This window comes from Pseudomonas sp. RP-B7 (assembly GCF_059803535.1).
In genome coordinates, this window is sequence record NZ_JAPFHC010000016.1 from 26,087 (window position 1) to 43,880 (window position 17,794).

Sequence of the window (17,794 nt, forward strand, 5' to 3'; positions counted from 1 at the left end):
TGTGGCTTAAGGTGAAAAGCGCTTTGTATACAATAAATACAAAACCTACATACACTTTGCCATCTGCGGCTCTCCTGCGGATGTGCTGGAGCCTGCCGGAATGCGTACAAGTCTCTCGAATAACATCGCACTGGATCTGCCCTCCGCCCTCCACCCCGCGGCCGTCGACCCTGGCCCGCTGGTGCTGAGCCCGCGCCTGCACAACAAGGACCTGGCGCCCACCAAAGTCGAAGGGCGACGCTGGGGGCGCTATAGCATCTTTGCGCTATGGACCAACGACGTGCACAACATCGCCAACTATTCGTTCGCCATTGGCTTATATGCACTGGGCCTGGGCGGCTGGCAGATATTGCTGTCCCTCGGCATTGGCGCTGCGCTGGTGTACTTCTTCATGAACTTGTCGGGTTACATGGGGCAGAAGACCGGCGTGCCGTTCCCGGTGATCAGCCGCATCAGTTTCGGTATTCATGGCGCACAGATTCCGGCGTTGATCCGCGCCGTCATCGCGATTGCCTGGTTTGGTATCCAGACCTACCTGGCCTCGGTGGTTTTCCGCGTGCTGCTGACCGCCATTCATCCAGGCTTTGCCGACTATGACCACGACTCGATCCTCGGCCTGTCATCCCTCGGCTGGGTGTGTTTTGTGGCGATCTGGCTGGTGCAACTGGTGATCCTGGCCTACGGCATGGAAATGGTGCGCCGCTACGAAGGCTTCGCCGGGCCGGTGATTTTGCTGACCGTGGCCGCGCTGGCCGGTTGGATGTATTTCCAGACCGGCGGCAGCATTGCCTGGTCGATCCGCGAGCCGCTCAGCGGTGGTGAGATGTGGCGCAATATCTTCGCGGGCGGCGCGCTGTGGCTGTCGATCTACGGCACGCTGATCCTCAACTTCTGCGACTTTGCCCGCTCCTCGCCCTGCCGCAAGACCATCCAGGTCGGCAACTTCTGGGGCCTGCCGGTGAACATCCTGGTGTTTGCCGCGATCACCGTGCTGCTGTGCGGCGGGCAATTCCAACTCAATGGCCGGGTAATCGAAAGCCCGACCGAAATCATCGCCGCCATCCCGAACACCTTCTTCCTGGTCCTGGGTTGCCTGGCGTTCCTGATCGTCACCGTGGCGGTGAACATCATGGCCAACTTTGTCGCGCCGGCCTTTGTATTGAGCAACCTGGCGCCCAAATACCTGAACTTCCGTCGTGCCGGGTTGATCAGCGCCACCGTGGCCGTACTGATCCTGCCGTGGAACCTCTACAACAGCCCGCTGGTGATCGTGTACTTCCTGTCGGGCCTGGGCGCGCTGCTGGGGCCGTTGTACGGGGTGATCATGGTCGATTACTGGCTGATCCGTAAAAGCCGGGTAGATGTGCTGCAACTGTATAGCGAAGACCCGAATGGCGCTTATTACTACAGCCGCGGGGTCAATCTGCGTGCCGTAGCGGCATTTGTTCCTGCGGCAGTGATCGCCATTCTCCTGGCCCTGCTGCCCGGTTTCGCCAGCGTGTCACCGTTCTCCTGGATGTTTGGCGCCGGTATTGCAGGGTTGCTCTACCTGCTGATCGCCAAGCGCCAGCCGTTCTACGCCGATGTCAGTGGCGAAAGCATTGCCGTCGATAACGTCAGCCATTAATCAAGGACATTCCATGCGCATCCTCGTGGTCAACGTCAACACCACCGAATCCATCACCGAAACCATCGCCCAGCAGGCACGCGCCGTGGCCGCGCCGGGCACCGAGATTGTCGGGCTCACGCCTCACTTCGGCGCGGAATCGGTGGAGGGCAACTTTGAAAGCTACCTGGCGGCCATCGCGGTGATGGACCGGGTGATGGCCTACGACCAACCGTTCGATGCGGTGATTCAGGCCGGCTATGGCGAACACGGCCGCGAAGGCTTGCAGGAATTGTTGAACGTGCCGGTGGTGGACATCACCGAAGCCGCCGCCAGTACCGCGATGTTCCTCGGCCATGCCTACTCGGTGGTGACCACTCTCGACCGCACTGTGCCGCTGATCGAAGACCGCCTGAAACTCGCAGGGCTCTACCAGCGTTGCGCCTCGGTACGCGCCAGCGGCATGGCGGTGCTGGAGCTGGAAGAAGACCCGTTGGCCGCGATGGAAGCCATCGTGCGCCAGGCGGAACTGGCCATTCGCGAGGACAAGGCCGAGGTGATCTGCCTGGGTTGCGGCGGCATGGCCGGGCTGGATGAGCAGATCCGCCAGCGCACCGGCGTGCCGGTGGTGGATGGGGTGACAGCGGCGGTGACCATAGCCGAGTCGCTGGTACGACTGGGGTTGTCGACGTCGAAGATCAGGACCTATGCGACCCCCAGGCCAAAGAAGGTCATCGGTTGGCCGGGCCAGTTCGGCCGGTAGACCGAGCTGCCTGCATCGCGGGCAAGCCCGGCTCCCACAGTTGATCGCAGTGCAACGGTGAAATGCAGTCTCCTGTGGGAGCTGGCTTGCCTGCGATGCAGGCGACTCGGTCCACCAGGAGGATCAAACCGCACTGAAGCGCTGCCCCAACCGCTGCTCGGCAAACTGCTCGATAATGAAATCTACAAATGCGCGAGTCTTGCCAGGCAGCAGTTTATGTTCGGCGTAGTAGATGGAGATGTTGCCGTCGTCGACGTACCAGTCGGGCAGCACCCGCACCACCGCGCCGCTGTCCAGAAACGGCACAGCCATGGGCATACTCACCAGGGCAATGCCCAGGCCCTGGGCGCTGGCGCAGCAGGCGGCCTCGGAGTCGCTCATGGTCATGCTCGGCTTGAGCACCAACGGCCGGTGCTCACGCTCGATACTGGTCAATTGCCAGGAACGTATGCGCCCGGTCTGCGGTGAGCGGATCAGGATGCCGAGGCAGCGCGACAAATCCTCGGGCGCCCGCACCGGCGGGCGTTGTGCCAAGTAATCCGGCGCGGCCACCAGCACCCGATGCGCGGGCGTGAGTTTGCGTGCCACCACGCCTTGGGGCAGTTCAAAACCGCCGCCGATGGCCGCATCGAAGCCTTGGCCGATCAGGTCGACCTGGCGGTTATCGAAATGCCAGTCCGGGCTTATGTCCGGGAAGCGCGCCATGAACGCGCCCAACAGCGGCACCACGTAGCGGTTGCCAAACACCGTGCCCATACTGACCTTGAGCGTGCCCACCGGCCGCCCTTCGGCACTGGCCAGGTTGGCCACGGCGTTCTGGATGGTGGTGAGGCTGCCGCTGACTTCTTCAAGGAACAGCTTGCCGGCTTCGGTCAGGGTCAGGCGGCGGGTGCTGCGCTGGAACAGGCGCACACCGAGGCGCGCTTCCAGCTTGGCGACGCTTTTGCCCACCGCTGCCGGTGTCAGGCTCAGGTGCCGCGCCGCCTCGGCAAAACTGCCACCTTCTGCACTGCGCACAAAGCATTCGATACTGCCAAAGCTTTCCATATCGCCACACTCTAAACTTTTGGTTTACACAGACTATAGCAATCACGGTCTACCGATAGGGGTGGGTGAGGTCGATACTCGGCTCCAACAACAAGGCATCCCGCCTTGAACAGCTAGGAGATCGACATGACCACACACAACCTCAGCGGCAAAGTCGCCTTGATTCAAGGCGGTTCCCGCGGCATCGGCGCCGCCATCGTCAAGCGCCTGGCGGCGCAAGGTGCAGCGGTTGCCTTTACTTACGTGAGCTCGGCCGCCAAGGCTGAAGAATTACAGAACAGCGTGATCAGCGAAGGTGGCAAAGCCTTGGCGATCCACGCCGACAGCGCCGATGCCGCAGCGATCCGCAACGCGGTCAACGCCACCGTCGAAGCCTTTGGCCGCCTGGACATCCTGGTGAACAACGCCGGCGTCCTGGCCATCGCGCCGCTGGAAGCGTTCAAGCTGGAAGACTTCGACCAGACCCTGGCGATCAACGTGCGCAGCGTGTTTATTGCGACCCAGGAAGCGGCCAAGCATATGGGAGACGGCGGCCGGGTGATCAATATCGGCAGTACCAACGCCGAGCGCATGCCCTTTGGCGGCGGTGGCCCGTATGCGATGAGCAAGGCGGCGCTGGTGGGCTTGACCAAAGGCCTGGCACGGGATCTGGGGCCACGCGGGATTACCATCAACAACGTGCAGCCTGGGCCGGTGGATACCGACATGAACCCGGCGAACAGTGATTTTGCCGAGAGCTTGATCGGGCTGATGGCGGTGGGGCGGTATGGGCATGTGGAGGAGATTGCCAGTTTTGTGGCGTACCTCGCCGGCCCGGAAGCCGGTTATATCACTGGGGCGAGCCTGACCATCGATGGTGGTTTCAGCGCCTAGTTTGCTGGAACACTGCAAAACCCAATGTGGGAGCGGACTTGCTCGCGAAAGCAGTGGATCAGTCGATCAATCTGTTGACTGACGCTCCGCTTTCGCGAGCAAGCCCGCTCCCACATTTTTTACCGCGTTTATTCAGCGGATGGGCGGCAAGCCGTAAGCCGCCAGGTCAAAGTCCGCAAGTCTGCGGATGATCTGGTCGGCATGCTGGTACTTGCTGTCGGCCATGGCCTCATCCGGCACGGCGATGGCGGTCATGTTCGCAGCCTTGGCGGCGGTCACGCCGAACGGCGAATCTTCGAACACCAGGCAGTCCTCGGGTGCAATGCCCAGGCGGCGGGCGGCGGTGAGGAAGATGTCGGGCGCAGGTTTGGCGGCGCCGACTTCCGGGTCGTCAGCGGTGACGATGGTGTCGAACAGGCCAAACCACTCGCGGTGCAACGTCGTCTTGTGGCCAAACGAATTGCGCGACGAGCTGGTGCCCACGGCAATCGGAATGTCATGCGCCTTCAAGTGGCGCACCAGCGCTTCGGCCCCGGGCATGCCCAGGGCGGTGGGGAAACGCTCGCTCATCAAGGGCTCGCGGACCCGCAAAAACTCCGCCGGGGTAATCGGCAGGTCCAGCGCCTTGACCACGTAGTCGGCCAGGTCCTGGGCACCACGCCCGATGATGTGCTGCTTGATCCCCCAGTCATAGGTGCGGCCGTAGCGTTCAGCGATGATCTGCGTGACTTCGGTGTAGATGCCTTCTGTATCCAGCAACAACCCGTCCATATCGAAAATCACGGCCTTGATCGGGACAGCGGTACGCGGTGCATTCATCACTACAGAACCTTGGGGGCGGAGGACTAAAAGGATTCAGCACAATAACGGCCACCCTTGCCGCCAGGCAACCCTTTAGACTGTGCGCCCTTTCTTTTGAAGTGCCCGCGATGTTCTACCGTCTCGCCGCCGACAGCCTGGTGCTGTTTCACCTCAGCTTTATCCTGTTCGTGCTGTTCGGTGGGTTGCTCGCCCTCAAGTGGCGCCGCGTGATCTGGCTGCACTTGCCTGCCGTGGCCTGGGGCATCGCGGTTGAGCTGCTGCACCTGCCCTGCCCGCTGACCCGCTGGGAAAACCTGTTTCGCCACCTCGCCGGGCAGGATGGTTATGGCGGCGGGTTTATCGAGCATTACATCCTCACGCTGATCTACCCCGCCGGGCTGACGCCGGATATTCAACTGGCGCTGGGCGCGGTGGTGGTCGCGGTCAACGTCGCGGTGTACGGCTGGCTGATCCGACGTTACGTACAGGCTTGAGACAGCTTCGCTGGTGAAGAATCAGACTCCCTTAGTCCCTTCATAGACGCTCCCATGTCCGAAGCCTTCGAAGTCCCCAGCCCCCACGAAAAACACATCGAACACACCACCGAACATGCCCACGCCCGCGGGGACAATTTCGCCAGCCGCATCGCCGTGATGACGGCCCTCATGGCCACCCTCGGCGCCATGCTCAGCTACCAGGCCGGCTCCACCGAAAGCGAAGCGGCGATGGACAAAAACAACGCCGCCATCATCAAGACCGAAGCCGCCAACCAATGGAACTACTACCAGGCCAAATCCAGCCGACAGAACCTGGCGGAACTGGCCACCCACATTCCCGGCGTGGACGCGGCGCATTACAAGGACGAGATCGAGCGCTACAAAAGCCAGAAGGAAGACGTGCGCAAGCAAGCCGAGAAGCTTGAGGCCACCTCGAAGGAATGGGATGAAAAGTCGGAACAGGCGCTGCACCAGCACCACCGCTGGGCCCAGGCGATGACCGCGATTCAGATCGCGATTTCGCTGGCGGCGATTACGTTATTGACGAGGAAGGAGTGGTTGAAGCGCATGTCGTATGCGGCGGCGGGCGTGGCGGTGGTGCTGGGCAGCCTGGCATGGCTGCATATCTGACACCCCGCCAACCCCATGTGGGAGCTGGCTTGTGTGGGAGCCGGCTTGCCTGCGATGACGGTGGGTCAGCCCCCATAATTTGCGCTGTCACTACACCATCCCCGCGCTATATAGTAAAAAGCATAACGACAAACCAACACAAGCCGAGGGACCGCTGGTGACCGTACAAACCAAGGAAGCCGTGGGCGCCGCCTACAGCCTCGAATCCATGCGCTACGCCCAGGCCATGACCTGGCAAGCCATCGAACAACTCGCCCAACGCATCCGCCCCGGCATGCTTGAATCCGAAGCCCGCGAACTGGGCAAGCACGTCCTCGCCGACCTCGACATGCAACGCATCTGGCACCCGCTGCTGGTGCGCTTTGGCGCCAATACCCTCAAGGCGTTCAACCAGCGCTCCGAAGGTGACCCGGTGCTGGGCGAAGACGACATCTTCTTTATCGACATGGGCGCCGTGTGGCAAGGCCACGAAGGTGATGCCGGTGCCACGTTCGCCACCGGCAACGACCCGGAAATGATCGCCTGCGCCAGCGCGGCCAAGGAACTCTTCGACCGCGTGCAGGCACGCTGGAAAAACGAGCAGGTCGTCGGCCTCGAGCTGTACCGCTACGCCGAAGCACAAGCCCAGGCCATGGGCTGGCAATTGAACCTCGACATCAAGGGCCACCGCGTCAGCGACTTCCCCCACGCCATCCACCGTGGCGGCGACCTTGGCGACTTCGAGCACTACCCGAATGCGGGACTGTGGATCCTCGAAATCCAGATCGCCCACCCGAGCAAACCCTACGGCGCCTTTTACGAAGACCTGCTTGCCTGACGCATTAAACAGGCAGCCTGGCTTTACGTGCAGGCATGAACAAAGCCACATAAGTCGTATCATGGGGCCTACCTTCGAGGACGCCCCATGAACCTCAGCATCGTTTACGCCCTGGCCGCCGCCGCCCTCTTCGGCGCCAGCACCCCACTCGCCAAAAGCCTCGGCCTGGGCCTCTCGCCCGTACTGCTCGCCGGCCTGCTCTACCTCGGCAGCGGCGTCGGACTCGCCGGCGTGCGGCTGATCCGTGATCGCGGCTGGAAACCCAGCGGACTGACCCCATCGGAATGGCCCTGGCTACTCGGCGCCATTGCATTCGGCGGCATCCTCGGCCCGGTTGCGCTGATGTTCGGCCTCACCCGCACCTCTGGCGCGACGGCCTCCCTGATGCTCAACCTGGAGTCGGTCCTGACCGCGCTGATCGCGTGGCTGGTGTTCAGGGAAAACGCCGATCGGCGCATCGTCCTCGGCATGTTTGCCATCGTACTGGGTGGCCTGGCGCTATCCGGCGCAGGCGGTGGCGGCGGCCAGCAGGATTGGACCGGGCCGTTCGCGGTGGCACTGGCGTGTTTGTGCTGGGGGATTGATAACAATCTGACACGCAAGGTCTCGGCGTCTGACGCCGTGTTCATCGCTGGCACCAAAGGGCTGATGGCCGGGCTGGTCAATTGCAGCCTGGCGGCTTATCTCGGCGCACAGATGCCGGGCTTGGCGCAGCTGACGCCGATCCTGTTGGTGGGGTTCCTGGGCTACGGCATCAGCCTGGTCCTGTTTGTCCTGGCCCTGCGCGGGCTCGGCAGTGCGCGGACCGGCGCATACTTTTCCACGGCACCGTTCCTCGGCGCGGCGACAGCGCTGCTGGTGCTGGGGGAATCGGTGACACTGGCGTTCTGGGCAGCATCGGCACTGATGGCCATCGGCGTGTGGCTACACCTGACGGAGCGGCACGCCCATGACCATCAACATGAGGCAATGGAACACGGGCACCGCCACGTGCATGACGAGCATCACCAGCACGAACACGACTTTGAATGGGACCCGGCAGTGCCGCATAACCATGTGCATGTCCACAGCCCGGTGCGGCATAGTCACGCGCATTTTCCGGATGTGCATCATCGACATAGGCATTGAGGCGCCTTGGCCCCTGCAAAGCCCGCCCCAATGACAAAACAAGGACGTATACCCGTGAGAGCTTCACTCATTGCTTCATTTGGATTGGCCTGGCTGATTCACACACCACTGTCCTTCGCGGATAACATCAATGGCAAGAACCTCTATTCACAACGCTGCGCCATGTGTCACGGAGCAGATCTCAAGGCCACAGGGCCCCTGGCCAATAAGAGCAATCCTCCTACCCCGGACCTGACAACACGCGCATTCAAGAAACGCATGAGTGACTACCCGGGCGTCATTGTGTCTTCGGTCATACTTCGGCCCAATGGAGACCTGATTCCAAGGACACTCCGGGAGAATGGCGTGAAGGTGCCGCCGCACGCTTGGAGTGTTAAGGATTTTCGCGATTTGAATGAGTATATGAGTGGTGTGATTGCGAAGGGGCGATGACTTTTGGAGCAAGAGGTGATTTTTTAGACGCCAGAAACCACAAACCCCCGGTTTCCTCTAGGAAAACCGGGGGTTTGTGTTTACTTAATGTGGCGGTGAAGGAGAGATTCGAAACTACCCGTTCGCGGTTTTCGAAACCAAGGCCCCCGGTTTATAAGGGCTGCAGCCCGGTCGCGTGCGTAGGATCTGTCCCACGTCAGTCCCATGGCTTAAATGCACCAGGTTGCAGAAAACGGTCAGAACAAGCGTTTTGAACGATTTATGTTGAGGCATGGGAAAAAGGTAATTTTGGTAATGAGCAGTGAAAAACTCGATAAAGCCTAATAAAATCAGGTAGTTGATATAGTTTTATAGAGGTAATAATAAGGTAAGTAGATGGTTAGAAAATTACTATCAGAGCTAGTAATGCCACTGAGCCGCCAAACCCAGCAAAATGGGGGCTTGAACAAAATATTACCTCTCTCGTTACCTTATATTACCCTCCAAGGTAATGGCTGAAAGCCACGTTCTATAAGTGCTCCAGCCCGTTATGACCTGCCAATTACTAAAATTACCCTTTTCCCACCCCTCGCCTGAAAAAAAGCCATCCGCCCATCGTTTCAGGTTTTTTTTCCAAACGCTTTGGGCTGGTACTAACAGCCGGAAATTGATGGCGATGCCGTGCAATGCCTAAAAATGCTGGAAACCTCAACAGGCTGGGCCTCACAGTCGTTTTTGCGTAGGGTTCAATAGCGGCTGGTTGAGCCCTGATATGAACGGTTCCAAAAATGAAAACACCGCATTCAGCACGTTTTCACAATCAGAGCCCCCGTAAACCGGGCACCTCGTCTGCGTGACCGCTCCCCTGCCACCCCGTGACGTATGTGCAAGGCCACTACACTTTTTTGCAAAGCCTTGCACTCTGTGCAATTGCGAAGCATCCCCCAGAGCCCGCAGCGGGCTTGGGCCCGAGCACCGTTTGCACCCCACTACCTGTTTGCACAAAAAAGGGACACAAAGCCCGTCGGCGGGAGGGGGATAAGTGCTTTTTCTGTTCGTATTTTTTCATTCGCTACCTTTTCATTTCCTTTAGCCCTTTGCTTGTCGAGGCCTTATACTCAAAGCACAACTCCACCCTAATTTTATGAAGTTCAAATACATGGAATTTAAAAAAGCGCTAACGGAACACTTTAAAAAATTCGACGCTTCTCCAATGCTATTCATTGGATCCGGAATCTCGAGACGCTATTTAGGAACCGAGAACTGGGAGCAACTCTTACTAAAATTTTGCAATCTGATTGGTGAAAACCCGTTAAAGCTAAAAACAAGCTCTAACGGAGACTTAACTAAATATGCGCAACTCCTCGCAAAGAGCTACGAGAACTCTTGGTGGGAACGGCCGGACTCGAAAGAAATTTCGGAAGAGTTCTCCGAACACTTTATAAACGATAGCTCAATCTTAAAGATTGAAATATCTCGTTATTTGAAAAGCGCCCACGAAAACACTATAGCCGAAGTCAGAGAAGAGCTTAGCCTACTAGAAAAGGTCAATATTGACGGCGTAATAACAACCAACTGGGATTGTCTAATAGAGAACACATTCCCTAAGTTTACGACTTTCATAGGACAAGATGGACTAATAGCAGAGAGAAGCCACGGGATTGCTGAGATATATAAGATTCATGGCTGCTCGACCGCACCTAACTCATTGGTCCTAACAGAAACAGATTATGCTGAATACAGAAGGAAAAACCCTTACCTTTCTTCTAAACTTCTGACCATATTCATCGAACGGCCTGTTATCTTCTTGGGCTACTCACTCGCAGATCCTCACATTGCTGACATACTTGAAGACATCATTGGCTGTTTTCCTGAAAAAAGCTTGGACTTCCTGAGAGACAAGCTAATTTTTGTTGAGTGGCATCAAGAGCTTGAAGAACCCACCATCACTGATTCAGTCATCCATAAACGGATACCGGTAAAACTCCTAAGAGTTCGAAATTTTGTGGAGCTGTACGAGGTTCTTTCGGAAACAAAAAAACGAATACCCGCACATATTTTCCGAAAAATCAAAGACGAACTATATGAACTTGTGATAACTGACGACCCTAAAGGCCAGCTATATGTAAGAAACGAGAGCGACCTTGCGAGTGGCGACTCACTTACAGAATTTGTCGTTGGATACGGAGCGATATCAACTACCAAGAAAGGCGAGGCAATTTCAAAACAAGGACTAATTGGCCTAGAGCGTTCCGACCTCATCCGGGACATTATTTTTGAAACGGAAAAATATGATGCGGCAGATTTGGTTTCAACAGTTTTTCCAAAACTGGCAAAGGGAAACATCAAACTTCCAATTTATTACTACCTAAATAAAGCTGGGTACCTCAACGATGACGGCACGCTGAAAGCAGGCATCCCAGAACTATGCGCAGGCGCACAGGTACGTTTCGAAGGAAACCTTTTTACCGAAACGAACCGAGGCACTGAGCTTAGAAGGTCAAAAACGGTGCCCGAAGTTACAATCGGAGTTAATGATCTGTATCATAAACAAGGCTTCGAACTCTTTAACAGAATGCTACCTTATATGGAGCCAGCTCTAATCAAAGAAGGGCTCTCTGATCTAGCAGAGATATTGAGGAAGCATATTGACACATCAAACGCTAGCGGCCTTGCAAGGCTCGCATGTTTTTACGACCTAGTAAAATATAGCAACCGATACTGACATTGGCGACTAACCAAACTCCATAAATAGCAAACCCAACGATATAACTAGAGCGATGCGAACATGTCTAAAACTGCATACTCAAAAATTTACAGTCGGGAAGTTGACGTAGAACAGCTATTAGCTCTCTACGGAAATCACTCTATAGAAGACTCCATTAGAATACTTAATGACATCCCTGACCACATCAGAGAAATGGTCAGCCTAGACATCCAGTGTCCCTCCTGCGGGGTAGAGGGCGCTATTCTAGTTAGCGGCGCGAAATCTAAAAGCACAGCAAAAGCTTTAAGGCAGGCTCATTTTCGCTTTACAAGCAACTCAAATGAAGACGCGCATCGTCCATTTTGCGAGTTCAGTTCGAGCGACAAAGAAAGCCCAAAAGGTTCCGAACTTATAGACTTTGGGTCACCAAGAAGCAATGAAACACGAATTATCCGCGACATGGTTTGCAAAGGCATAGAGTCGAAAGTTTTTAACCAGTCGGATATCAGAGCAATGCGCCAATGGTATTTCGAGTTGAAAACTGCCAGCAGATATCGTTTGACAGCATCAGAAGAAACGCTGACGTTCCTCTATAATCTCGCTGCCACGAACCCCCATGATTCATTCACACATCACCCTAGCCATGCGAGCACCCCGGGATTTAACTGGACATACGCTGCTAGATTAAAGATGGTACAAATAAATTCTGAGCTTATTGAAGCATCTAAGGGAGCTTCGTTTTTCAATAACAGATCTGAAATATCAAAACTTATAGCTCGATATAGAGACAAAGAAGTTTTCGATATGGAACCGCTAGAGCCCTACTATGAAAAAACTATTCAGCTATGCACATTTACCGCAAGAACATTAGGCTTTCCTGCTAAGGCTTGGGTCAATTATAGATGGGGTAAAATCTCCTCAGAATTTTTAGCTTTTTGCTCCCTACTACTAAGCGTTTCGGAATGGGACATTAATAAATCCATACAAAATCTTGCATTAATTCTAGATAGCCCTAATCCTCAAAGCTCACTTCACGGAAACATAATCGGACTAAACCCTTTCACAGACTACAAAGCATGGAGAGCCATCAAGAAACTCAGCGATATAGAAAATAGATTTGATACACGCCTCAAATTCAACGACCAACTTGAAGCTATCGAGCAAATCCTAAAAACGGAGTATTTGCAGTGGCGCAAAGATACTGGCCTGCCAGAGCAAATACCCCCCCAAAGCAAGCAGCCACATGCCACACATCAGGAAATCATAGAAGATCCATTCATATAAATCCCCCTACATAGTTATACCTTTTAAAGTGAACGACATCGTAGCGACCTTTGACGCTCGTTTAATGAAGCCCGTAGCGTCATTGGGATTTGGAGCCGGTCCAGGTAAGTGGGTATGCACAGATAGATGAGTATTCATTTCCTGCACCAGGTCGAGCAAATCGCAAAGCACGTGCAGCACGTTCACCCCCTCAGATCCCAACCAGGTCTTGGGCGCGACCAGTCGCTGGCTGACCGCCGCCACGCTCTTACGCAGTCCCTCAATCCTTTCCTGCATATCACCGCCCACCGTGGCGTTGTGCTTCTGCCCCACCACCAGGTTCAAATCCCGCCCAGTCGCCTGGTGCAGATCATCCACCGCCGCCAGGCTCGCAGATCCCCCCGACAACAGCTTGAGCGCGCCCAGCGCCTCGATCGTCTTGATCCCACCCACTGACTCGGTGGAATGGTCATCCACCGTCCTGGTGTGATTCTGGAACGTCTCCGTGTTGCCCATCGCCTCCACTTCCCGCTCGATCGCCTTGTCGCGGATCTTGCCGTCAGTCTGGCGCAGCCAGTTGCCGTCAGCGTCCACACGCTGCTGGCAGGCTTCGCTGTGCTGCCACACCTGGTCACCCTTCGGCACGCTGGGCATGCTCAGCCCGCGGGGCAGGATCGTCTGGATGTAGGGCTTGTGCGGCAGGCCATAGGCAAAGCACACCACGACCTGGGTGCCTTCTTCGGGGAACGCGTAAATGCCCATTTCCTCGCCGCCGGTGGGCAGTGGCAACGGCACGCCGGCCAGGATCGGCAGCTTGCTGTCTGGCTCGCCATCCGGCCCCATGACCTCGATGTCCACCGCGTAGCGCGGCCGGAAGTCGTCGCAGATCCCGGCGCCGGCCGGGGCGTCGGCCACGGCGACAACCCGGGCAAAGCGTGGCAGGTGGTAACCGCCGGTAAGTTCGGGGAATTGTCGTTCTACGCTGCGGCGGATTGCGTCGTCCATCGGATGGCCATCTGGTTGTCGATGAGCGCCACACTGGTGATGCGCTCGCCGTGGTTGATCGTTGCACCTGGTCGCAACCCGGGAAGGGCTGCAATCATCGCGCTTTGGTTGCCCTGGTAGTCGTCGAACAGTTCCACCGGCAGTTGCAGCGGCGAACGAACGCCAAAGAAGCTGTCGGCCCAACTGCCCACGAACACTTCGCCGTCACCTTGCTGCTGCCAGATGAAGTCGGGGATATTGAAAACACGGGCCAGGCTATCCATGGCTTGGTAACCGGCCGCCAGGCTGTAGAAAAACGGCGCCTTGACCCCGGCGTAGGGCTTGTCCGGCACGCGAAAGCGTAACCCGGTGTGCTGGCTGATCTCGACCAGGACGGCGCGCAGGTCGACGTGACGCAGGTTCAACGGCAGCGGGTTGGCCAGGATCGCCGCCAGCTCGCGACAGAACAGCACCTGCTGGGTGCTGCTGGCCGTGGTGGAGCGTTCAACGTAGCCAATGAAGTGTCGCTGCAGCGTGTTGCCGTTGTAGCCAATATCGAGCGTTACCAGGCCCTTGACCGGCGCCGTGGCCTGAATGGTGAACGTCGCCCGGCCGGGGCTTTTCGCATCCAGCCGGACTTCGTTTTTGACCAGGACATAAGGCTGCCCGTTTATGGTCAGTTCCTTGTGTAGCTTCATGGCTTGTCACTCCCGCCCAGCCAGCCGTCCACCTTTTTCAGGGTGGCTTCAAAGCCGGTCAGTTCCTCGGGGCTCCCGCTGGAATCGCCACCTACGCCGCCGGCGCCACCTACTGGCCCGCCCGGGCCGGACTGCGCGGTAACCACGTTGCCCGATCGCCGGCCTTCGACTTTCTCCGGGTTCGACAGCTTTTCAGTCAGGGTGAACTGGATCAGCCAGGCGCGCAGGTTGTCGTCCTCTCGGGCGCTCACGCCTTCGGTGAACGTCACCTGGCGCATGCCGAACGCGGCAGCGGTGTCGTTGACGATGCGGTACGTCTTGAGCTGGCCACCGCCGGCGGTCGCCTCCACCAGGCGCATCAGGTCGCGCAGTTGCACCTGGTCAACAAAAGGAATCGTCAGGCTGACGGTCAGGGTCTTGGGTTTGAAGCCCTTGTGCCCCTTGTCGGTGTTGCTGGTCTGCCCTGACAGATCGTCGCTCTCGATGCGCAGATTGCCCGTGACCTTGAGGTTTTTCCCGCGTACCTGCTCACCGTCGAGAAGTAGCGTCATAGGCCCACCAATTCACGAACGAAGCTCAGGCCCTGCTCAGATCCCACCAGCAGCGGGCCGGCACAGATCACCCACTCATGCCCCGGAGTGTCGCCGGCGAGCAACGCACGGCCCAGCTCGGCATTGTTGCCTAGGCCAGCTATCGGGGTTACGCCAACAAGGCAGAGGTTCATGTCCGGCCGCGCTGGGGGAAGATACAGATCCACAATATCGACCACCTGGACCTGCAGGAATGGATACAGGTAACACTGTCGAAAACACTCAAAAACAAGGCCATCCGCGACATCATCAGCAACGTACGCTAGGTGTTCAGGTTGTATCGCACCAGGATGAAAGTGGCGCACGACCCGACTGAGGGTTTAATGGTGCGACTGCCAGATCCCGAGGCACCCGACCCATTCACCAGGGCGGAAATCAAACAGATCCTGGAAACCCACACCAGCCGCACGCAAGAGCTGTTGATGGTTCAATTCATGATATGGGCCGGCCCCCGGGTATCCGAGACCATAGCCCTTGCTTGGGAGGATGTAGACCTGGAGCAAGGCACGGTGACGTTCCGTAGATCCAAGGTACGTGGGGCTTACCGTGTAACGAAAACCCGGCGATCGACGCGCAAGGTTCGCCTGCTCGCCCCGGCGTGGGATGCGTTGCGGAAGATCGATGCACTGAATCGGAAAAGAAAGGCGGAAACCGTCGATATTGTCGAGCGGGACAACAAGACGATACGGCAGCACAAGCTGCACTTTGTCTTCTTGAACACGAAAAGCGGTTTGCCGCACGTCAGCGACTTCGTGGTTAGGGATAGGTTTTTCAAGGCTCACCTGCTCGCGGCAGGGGTCCGTTATCGCGGACCTGGCCAGTGCCGGCACACGTACGCCAGTCAGTTGCTGACCACGGGGATAGCGTCAATCGACTGGATCGCTGAACAGATGGGACATACGAACGGGAATATGATTCGTCAGCACTATGGGACGTGGATCAATGAGGACGGGCCGGATATGGTAGGGATGTTGCAGCTTGCGTTGAAGATTTAGGGGTAGGTTATTGACTTCTCACGGCACTCTTTCGTCCAAACGTGAACGTAAGAAGTGCCCCCACCCCTAAAAATTAATACACTAAATGCTAATACTGTATGGAGAATTTTTGATGGAGAGTGTCGCACCTGTTTGATTGAAAAAATCGATACTACGCTTTCTCGTTGACGCACCGTGCTTAGGAACTCTAGTGGTGATGGCGTAACACTCTTTCCTATATGCAGAGTAGTTTGCTCTCGTGTGAGCAATAGTTGACCTCAGCTGCGAAATAGCCTTATCCAAGTCGCATCCTTTAAGCTCAATAAACACCGCTTTTTTTGTGTTATCTTCGTAGCAAAATAGCCAGTCACACTTTTCCAACTGAGCATCAATAAGACAACCATCCACCTGAATTTTTTGAACCTCAATACGATTATTATTCAATACAGAAATACGGCTTCTATTTTCACTAAAAACAATTATTGGGTCAGTCGTCGTGGTAGTGCAAAGCATATAGTTCATTGCTCTGCCTCGCTACTCAACAAGGTATTCATAACCCTCTCGAAATGCTCTGATATGCCATCTAACATATCAGCACCAATCATCCGATACTCAGGATCGGCAATAGGATTGGACACACCATTATCTATAGTATAAGCCGAGACATCCTCAAACTTAATCGGCTGACTTGGACCATTAACCTTTATGAACTCATCAATAGAGATCCGCCCCAACTCTATTGTATCCTGAGCAAGGATCAAATTATTAAAAGCAGAGAGTATGTAAGGGCTGTGGGAAGTAATAAAGAAGCTGCTGGAGCAATCATGCTGAATTCTGGAGAGCAGCGATACAACACGACTCTGAGACGTAGGGAAAAGGTGGGCTTCCGGTTCCTCAATGAAATACATATCATTGGGTTCGCTGCCCCTCAAAGAGGGCCATATCATTAATACGAGAAGCATTGGCAATGATTCTTGCTGACCCGACGAGGCATTTGCCAGATTTATTTTACGTCCCTTCGATATAAGCCAATCTTGATCATCTTCGTACTTATAAGTCCCGCTCATAATAGATTCAACAAGATCCTTATGACGTTCAATTACAGGAAGCGATCTTTTCACTAGATAAGGGTCAGTGTAAAAACGTTTAGATTGCTCATACATCCGCCCGAAGTCTTTTAAAAACAGGTCAATCTCTAAACTTGACGCAAGAAAAGTAAATATATTCTTCTGTAAGTTTGCAAAAAAACTTCGACTAGCGGGAATAAAAATAGGCTGACCCTTGAAAAAGTCATATTCTGCCTGAAGCGGACCTGTAACATATTTATTCATAATCCTCCAATCATCCATAAATGGATCATCAGACTGGGGGCCTTCCCTTTTTCTCTTATAAGAAATTTTCTTAGAATTAAATAACTTCAGAAGGGCTTCAGGGTAACTCAGCTTTAACTGGGTTTTGCCCTTTTTAGAAGCTTTCCCTTCAATAACAAACGTAAACTCCCCCGCCACGTACTGTATTGTAAAGCTAGTGCCATCCCAAGAGTAACGTGGAAATCTCGACTCAAACTGACTAAGTATTCCAGCATCCAGTTCCCTTTTGCTATCTAAGGATCGAATGCTTTCAATAAAAATAGCAGGAATACTCTTGAAAAAATAAGTGAGCTTAGCCAATAAACTTTTGCCATTGGCTTGAGGACCAATAATTATGTTTATTTTCTTTAGTTCAATTTCGGCTTTCTTGATAACTACGAAATTCTTGACTGTCAGTATTTCTTGCACAAATTAATCCTTTAAAATATGAAGCTTCGGCTTTCACAGCTATAGGTGCTTTCTCTGTAAGCAGCCTAGCTTATGCAATTATTTCGGTATTTTTGACGCCTAGCGCATGAAGGCATAACGATAGCACTTGTCAAACTCGGCTGTGTAGGGGGGATCGTGCTTTATTACAGGTCTGCAAAGCACGCTCTCTAGTGAAAGCCCTACTATTTCTAGCGTGAAATAGACGG

The 17,794-nt window shown here is 55.2% G+C and carries 18 protein-coding genes and 1 pseudogene; 11 read left to right on the top strand and 8 right to left on the bottom strand.

The features are described 5' to 3' along the window. Positions 1-100: 100 nt before the first annotated feature. Positions 101-1,627: an NCS1 family nucleobase:cation symporter-1 gene (locus tag OPU96_RS16125; RefSeq protein WP_498559344.1), complete on the top strand. Its 1,527-nt coding sequence runs from the start codon at positions 101-103 to the stop codon at positions 1,625-1,627. A gap of 13 nt (positions 1,628-1,640) precedes the next feature. Then, positions 1,641-2,369: an aspartate/glutamate racemase family protein gene (locus OPU96_RS16130; RefSeq protein ID WP_498559345.1), complete on the top strand. Its 729-nt coding sequence runs from the start codon at positions 1,641-1,643 to the stop codon at positions 2,367-2,369. A 123-nt stretch (positions 2,370-2,492) separates the two neighbouring features. Here OPU96_RS16130 and OPU96_RS16135 read toward each other — a convergent pair whose 3' ends face one another. Continuing rightward, positions 2,493-3,416: a LysR family transcriptional regulator gene (locus OPU96_RS16135; protein WP_498559346.1), complete on the bottom strand. Its 924-nt coding sequence runs from the start codon at positions 3,414-3,416 to the stop codon at positions 2,493-2,495. A gap of 126 nt (positions 3,417-3,542) precedes the next feature. Between OPU96_RS16135 and OPU96_RS16140 the strand changes: the two genes are divergently transcribed. Next, complete coding sequence (locus OPU96_RS16140) at positions 3,543-4,289, top strand: 3-oxoacyl-ACP reductase family protein (protein WP_305391369.1); 747 nt, start codon at positions 3,543-3,545, stop codon at positions 4,287-4,289. Positions 4,290-4,421: 132 nt separating this feature from the next. Here the strand turns inward: OPU96_RS16140 and OPU96_RS16145 are convergent, their stop codons facing one another. Then, positions 4,422-5,108 (bottom strand): HAD-IA family hydrolase, encoded by a 687-nt coding sequence (locus tag OPU96_RS16145; RefSeq protein WP_192297188.1) that lies wholly within the window; start codon positions 5,106-5,108, stop codon positions 4,422-4,424. 110 nt (positions 5,109-5,218) lie between these two features. On the opposite strand from OPU96_RS16145, the gene OPU96_RS16150 reads away from it, so the two are divergent. From OPU96_RS16150 to OPU96_RS16180, 7 genes are all read left to right on the top strand, one after another. Further along, positions 5,219-5,584 carry a DUF2784 domain-containing protein gene (locus OPU96_RS16150; RefSeq protein ID WP_226454876.1) on the top strand — a complete coding sequence of 122 codons (366 nt, stop codon included), beginning with the start codon at positions 5,219-5,221 and terminating at the stop codon, positions 5,582-5,584. A gap of 54 nt (positions 5,585-5,638) precedes the next feature. Then, positions 5,639-6,217 carry a DUF4337 domain-containing protein gene (locus OPU96_RS16155; protein ID WP_192297190.1) on the top strand — a complete coding sequence of 193 codons (579 nt, stop codon included), beginning with the start codon at positions 5,639-5,641 and terminating at the stop codon, positions 6,215-6,217. 208 nt (positions 6,218-6,425) lie between these two features. Next, complete coding sequence (locus OPU96_RS16160) at positions 6,426-7,034, top strand: M24 family metallopeptidase (protein ID WP_230412695.1); 609 nt, start codon at positions 6,426-6,428, stop codon at positions 7,032-7,034. An 87-nt stretch (positions 7,035-7,121) separates the two neighbouring features. Then, entirely contained in the window at positions 7,122-8,162 is a 1,041-nt protein-coding gene (locus tag OPU96_RS16165; protein ID WP_498559347.1) for a DMT family transporter, read from the top strand. Positions 8,163-8,192: 30 nt separating this feature from the next. Beyond that, positions 8,193-8,594, top strand: coding sequence for a c-type cytochrome (locus OPU96_RS16170; RefSeq protein ID WP_498559348.1), 402 nt, complete (start codon positions 8,193-8,195; stop codon positions 8,592-8,594). A gap of 1,138 nt (positions 8,595-9,732) precedes the next feature. Beyond that, positions 9,733-11,298 (top strand): SIR2 family protein, encoded by a 1,566-nt coding sequence (locus tag OPU96_RS16175; protein ID WP_498559349.1) that lies wholly within the window; start codon positions 9,733-9,735, stop codon positions 11,296-11,298. Between the two features lie 63 nt (positions 11,299-11,361). After that, positions 11,362-12,564 carry a hypothetical protein gene (locus tag OPU96_RS16180; RefSeq protein ID WP_498559350.1) on the top strand — a complete coding sequence of 401 codons (1,203 nt, stop codon included), beginning with the start codon at positions 11,362-11,364 and terminating at the stop codon, positions 12,562-12,564. 6 nt (positions 12,565-12,570) lie between these two features. Here OPU96_RS16180 and OPU96_RS16185 read toward each other — a convergent pair whose 3' ends face one another. The 4 genes from OPU96_RS16185 to OPU96_RS16200 are packed head-to-tail and all read right to left on the bottom strand — an operon-like array spanning position 12,571 to position 14,949. Next, positions 12,571-13,548 carry a hypothetical protein gene (locus OPU96_RS16185; RefSeq protein WP_498559351.1) on the bottom strand — a complete coding sequence of 326 codons (978 nt, stop codon included), beginning with the start codon at positions 13,546-13,548 and terminating at the stop codon, positions 12,571-12,573. Then, the gene (locus OPU96_RS16190) at positions 13,521-14,225 is read right to left on the bottom strand and encodes a hypothetical protein (protein ID WP_498559352.1); all 705 of its coding nucleotides are present in this window, start codon (positions 14,223-14,225) and stop codon (positions 13,521-13,523) included. Before OPU96_RS16190 ends, OPU96_RS16185 begins: the two co-directional genes overlap by 28 nt. Next, a complete protein-coding gene (locus OPU96_RS16195) occupies positions 14,222-14,776 on the bottom strand; it encodes a baseplate complex protein (RefSeq protein ID WP_498559353.1) in 555 nt (184 codons plus the stop codon). The genes OPU96_RS16190 and OPU96_RS16195 overlap by 4 nt, the downstream gene beginning before the upstream one ends. Further along, positions 14,773-14,949 carry a hypothetical protein gene (locus tag OPU96_RS16200; RefSeq protein WP_498559354.1) on the bottom strand — a complete coding sequence of 59 codons (177 nt, stop codon included), beginning with the start codon at positions 14,947-14,949 and terminating at the stop codon, positions 14,773-14,775. Before OPU96_RS16200 ends, OPU96_RS16195 begins: the two co-directional genes overlap by 4 nt. Here OPU96_RS16200 and OPU96_RS16205 point away from each other — a divergent pair. Beyond that, positions 14,914-15,810, top strand: a pseudogene (locus OPU96_RS16205) (tyrosine-type recombinase/integrase); the annotation flags it as partial. The gene OPU96_RS16200 and the pseudogene OPU96_RS16205 overlap by 36 nt on opposite strands. An 81-nt stretch (positions 15,811-15,891) precedes the next feature. On the opposite strand, the gene OPU96_RS16210 reads toward OPU96_RS16205, so the two are convergent. After that, the gene (locus tag OPU96_RS16210; RefSeq protein ID WP_498559355.1) at positions 15,892-16,311 is read right to left on the bottom strand and encodes a hypothetical protein; all 420 of its coding nucleotides are present in this window, start codon (positions 16,309-16,311) and stop codon (positions 15,892-15,894) included. Then, positions 16,308-17,567, bottom strand: coding sequence for an AAA family ATPase (locus tag OPU96_RS16215; protein WP_498559356.1), 1,260 nt, complete (start codon positions 17,565-17,567; stop codon positions 16,308-16,310). Before OPU96_RS16215 ends, OPU96_RS16210 begins: the two co-directional genes overlap by 4 nt. Positions 17,568-17,794 lie beyond the last annotated feature (227 nt).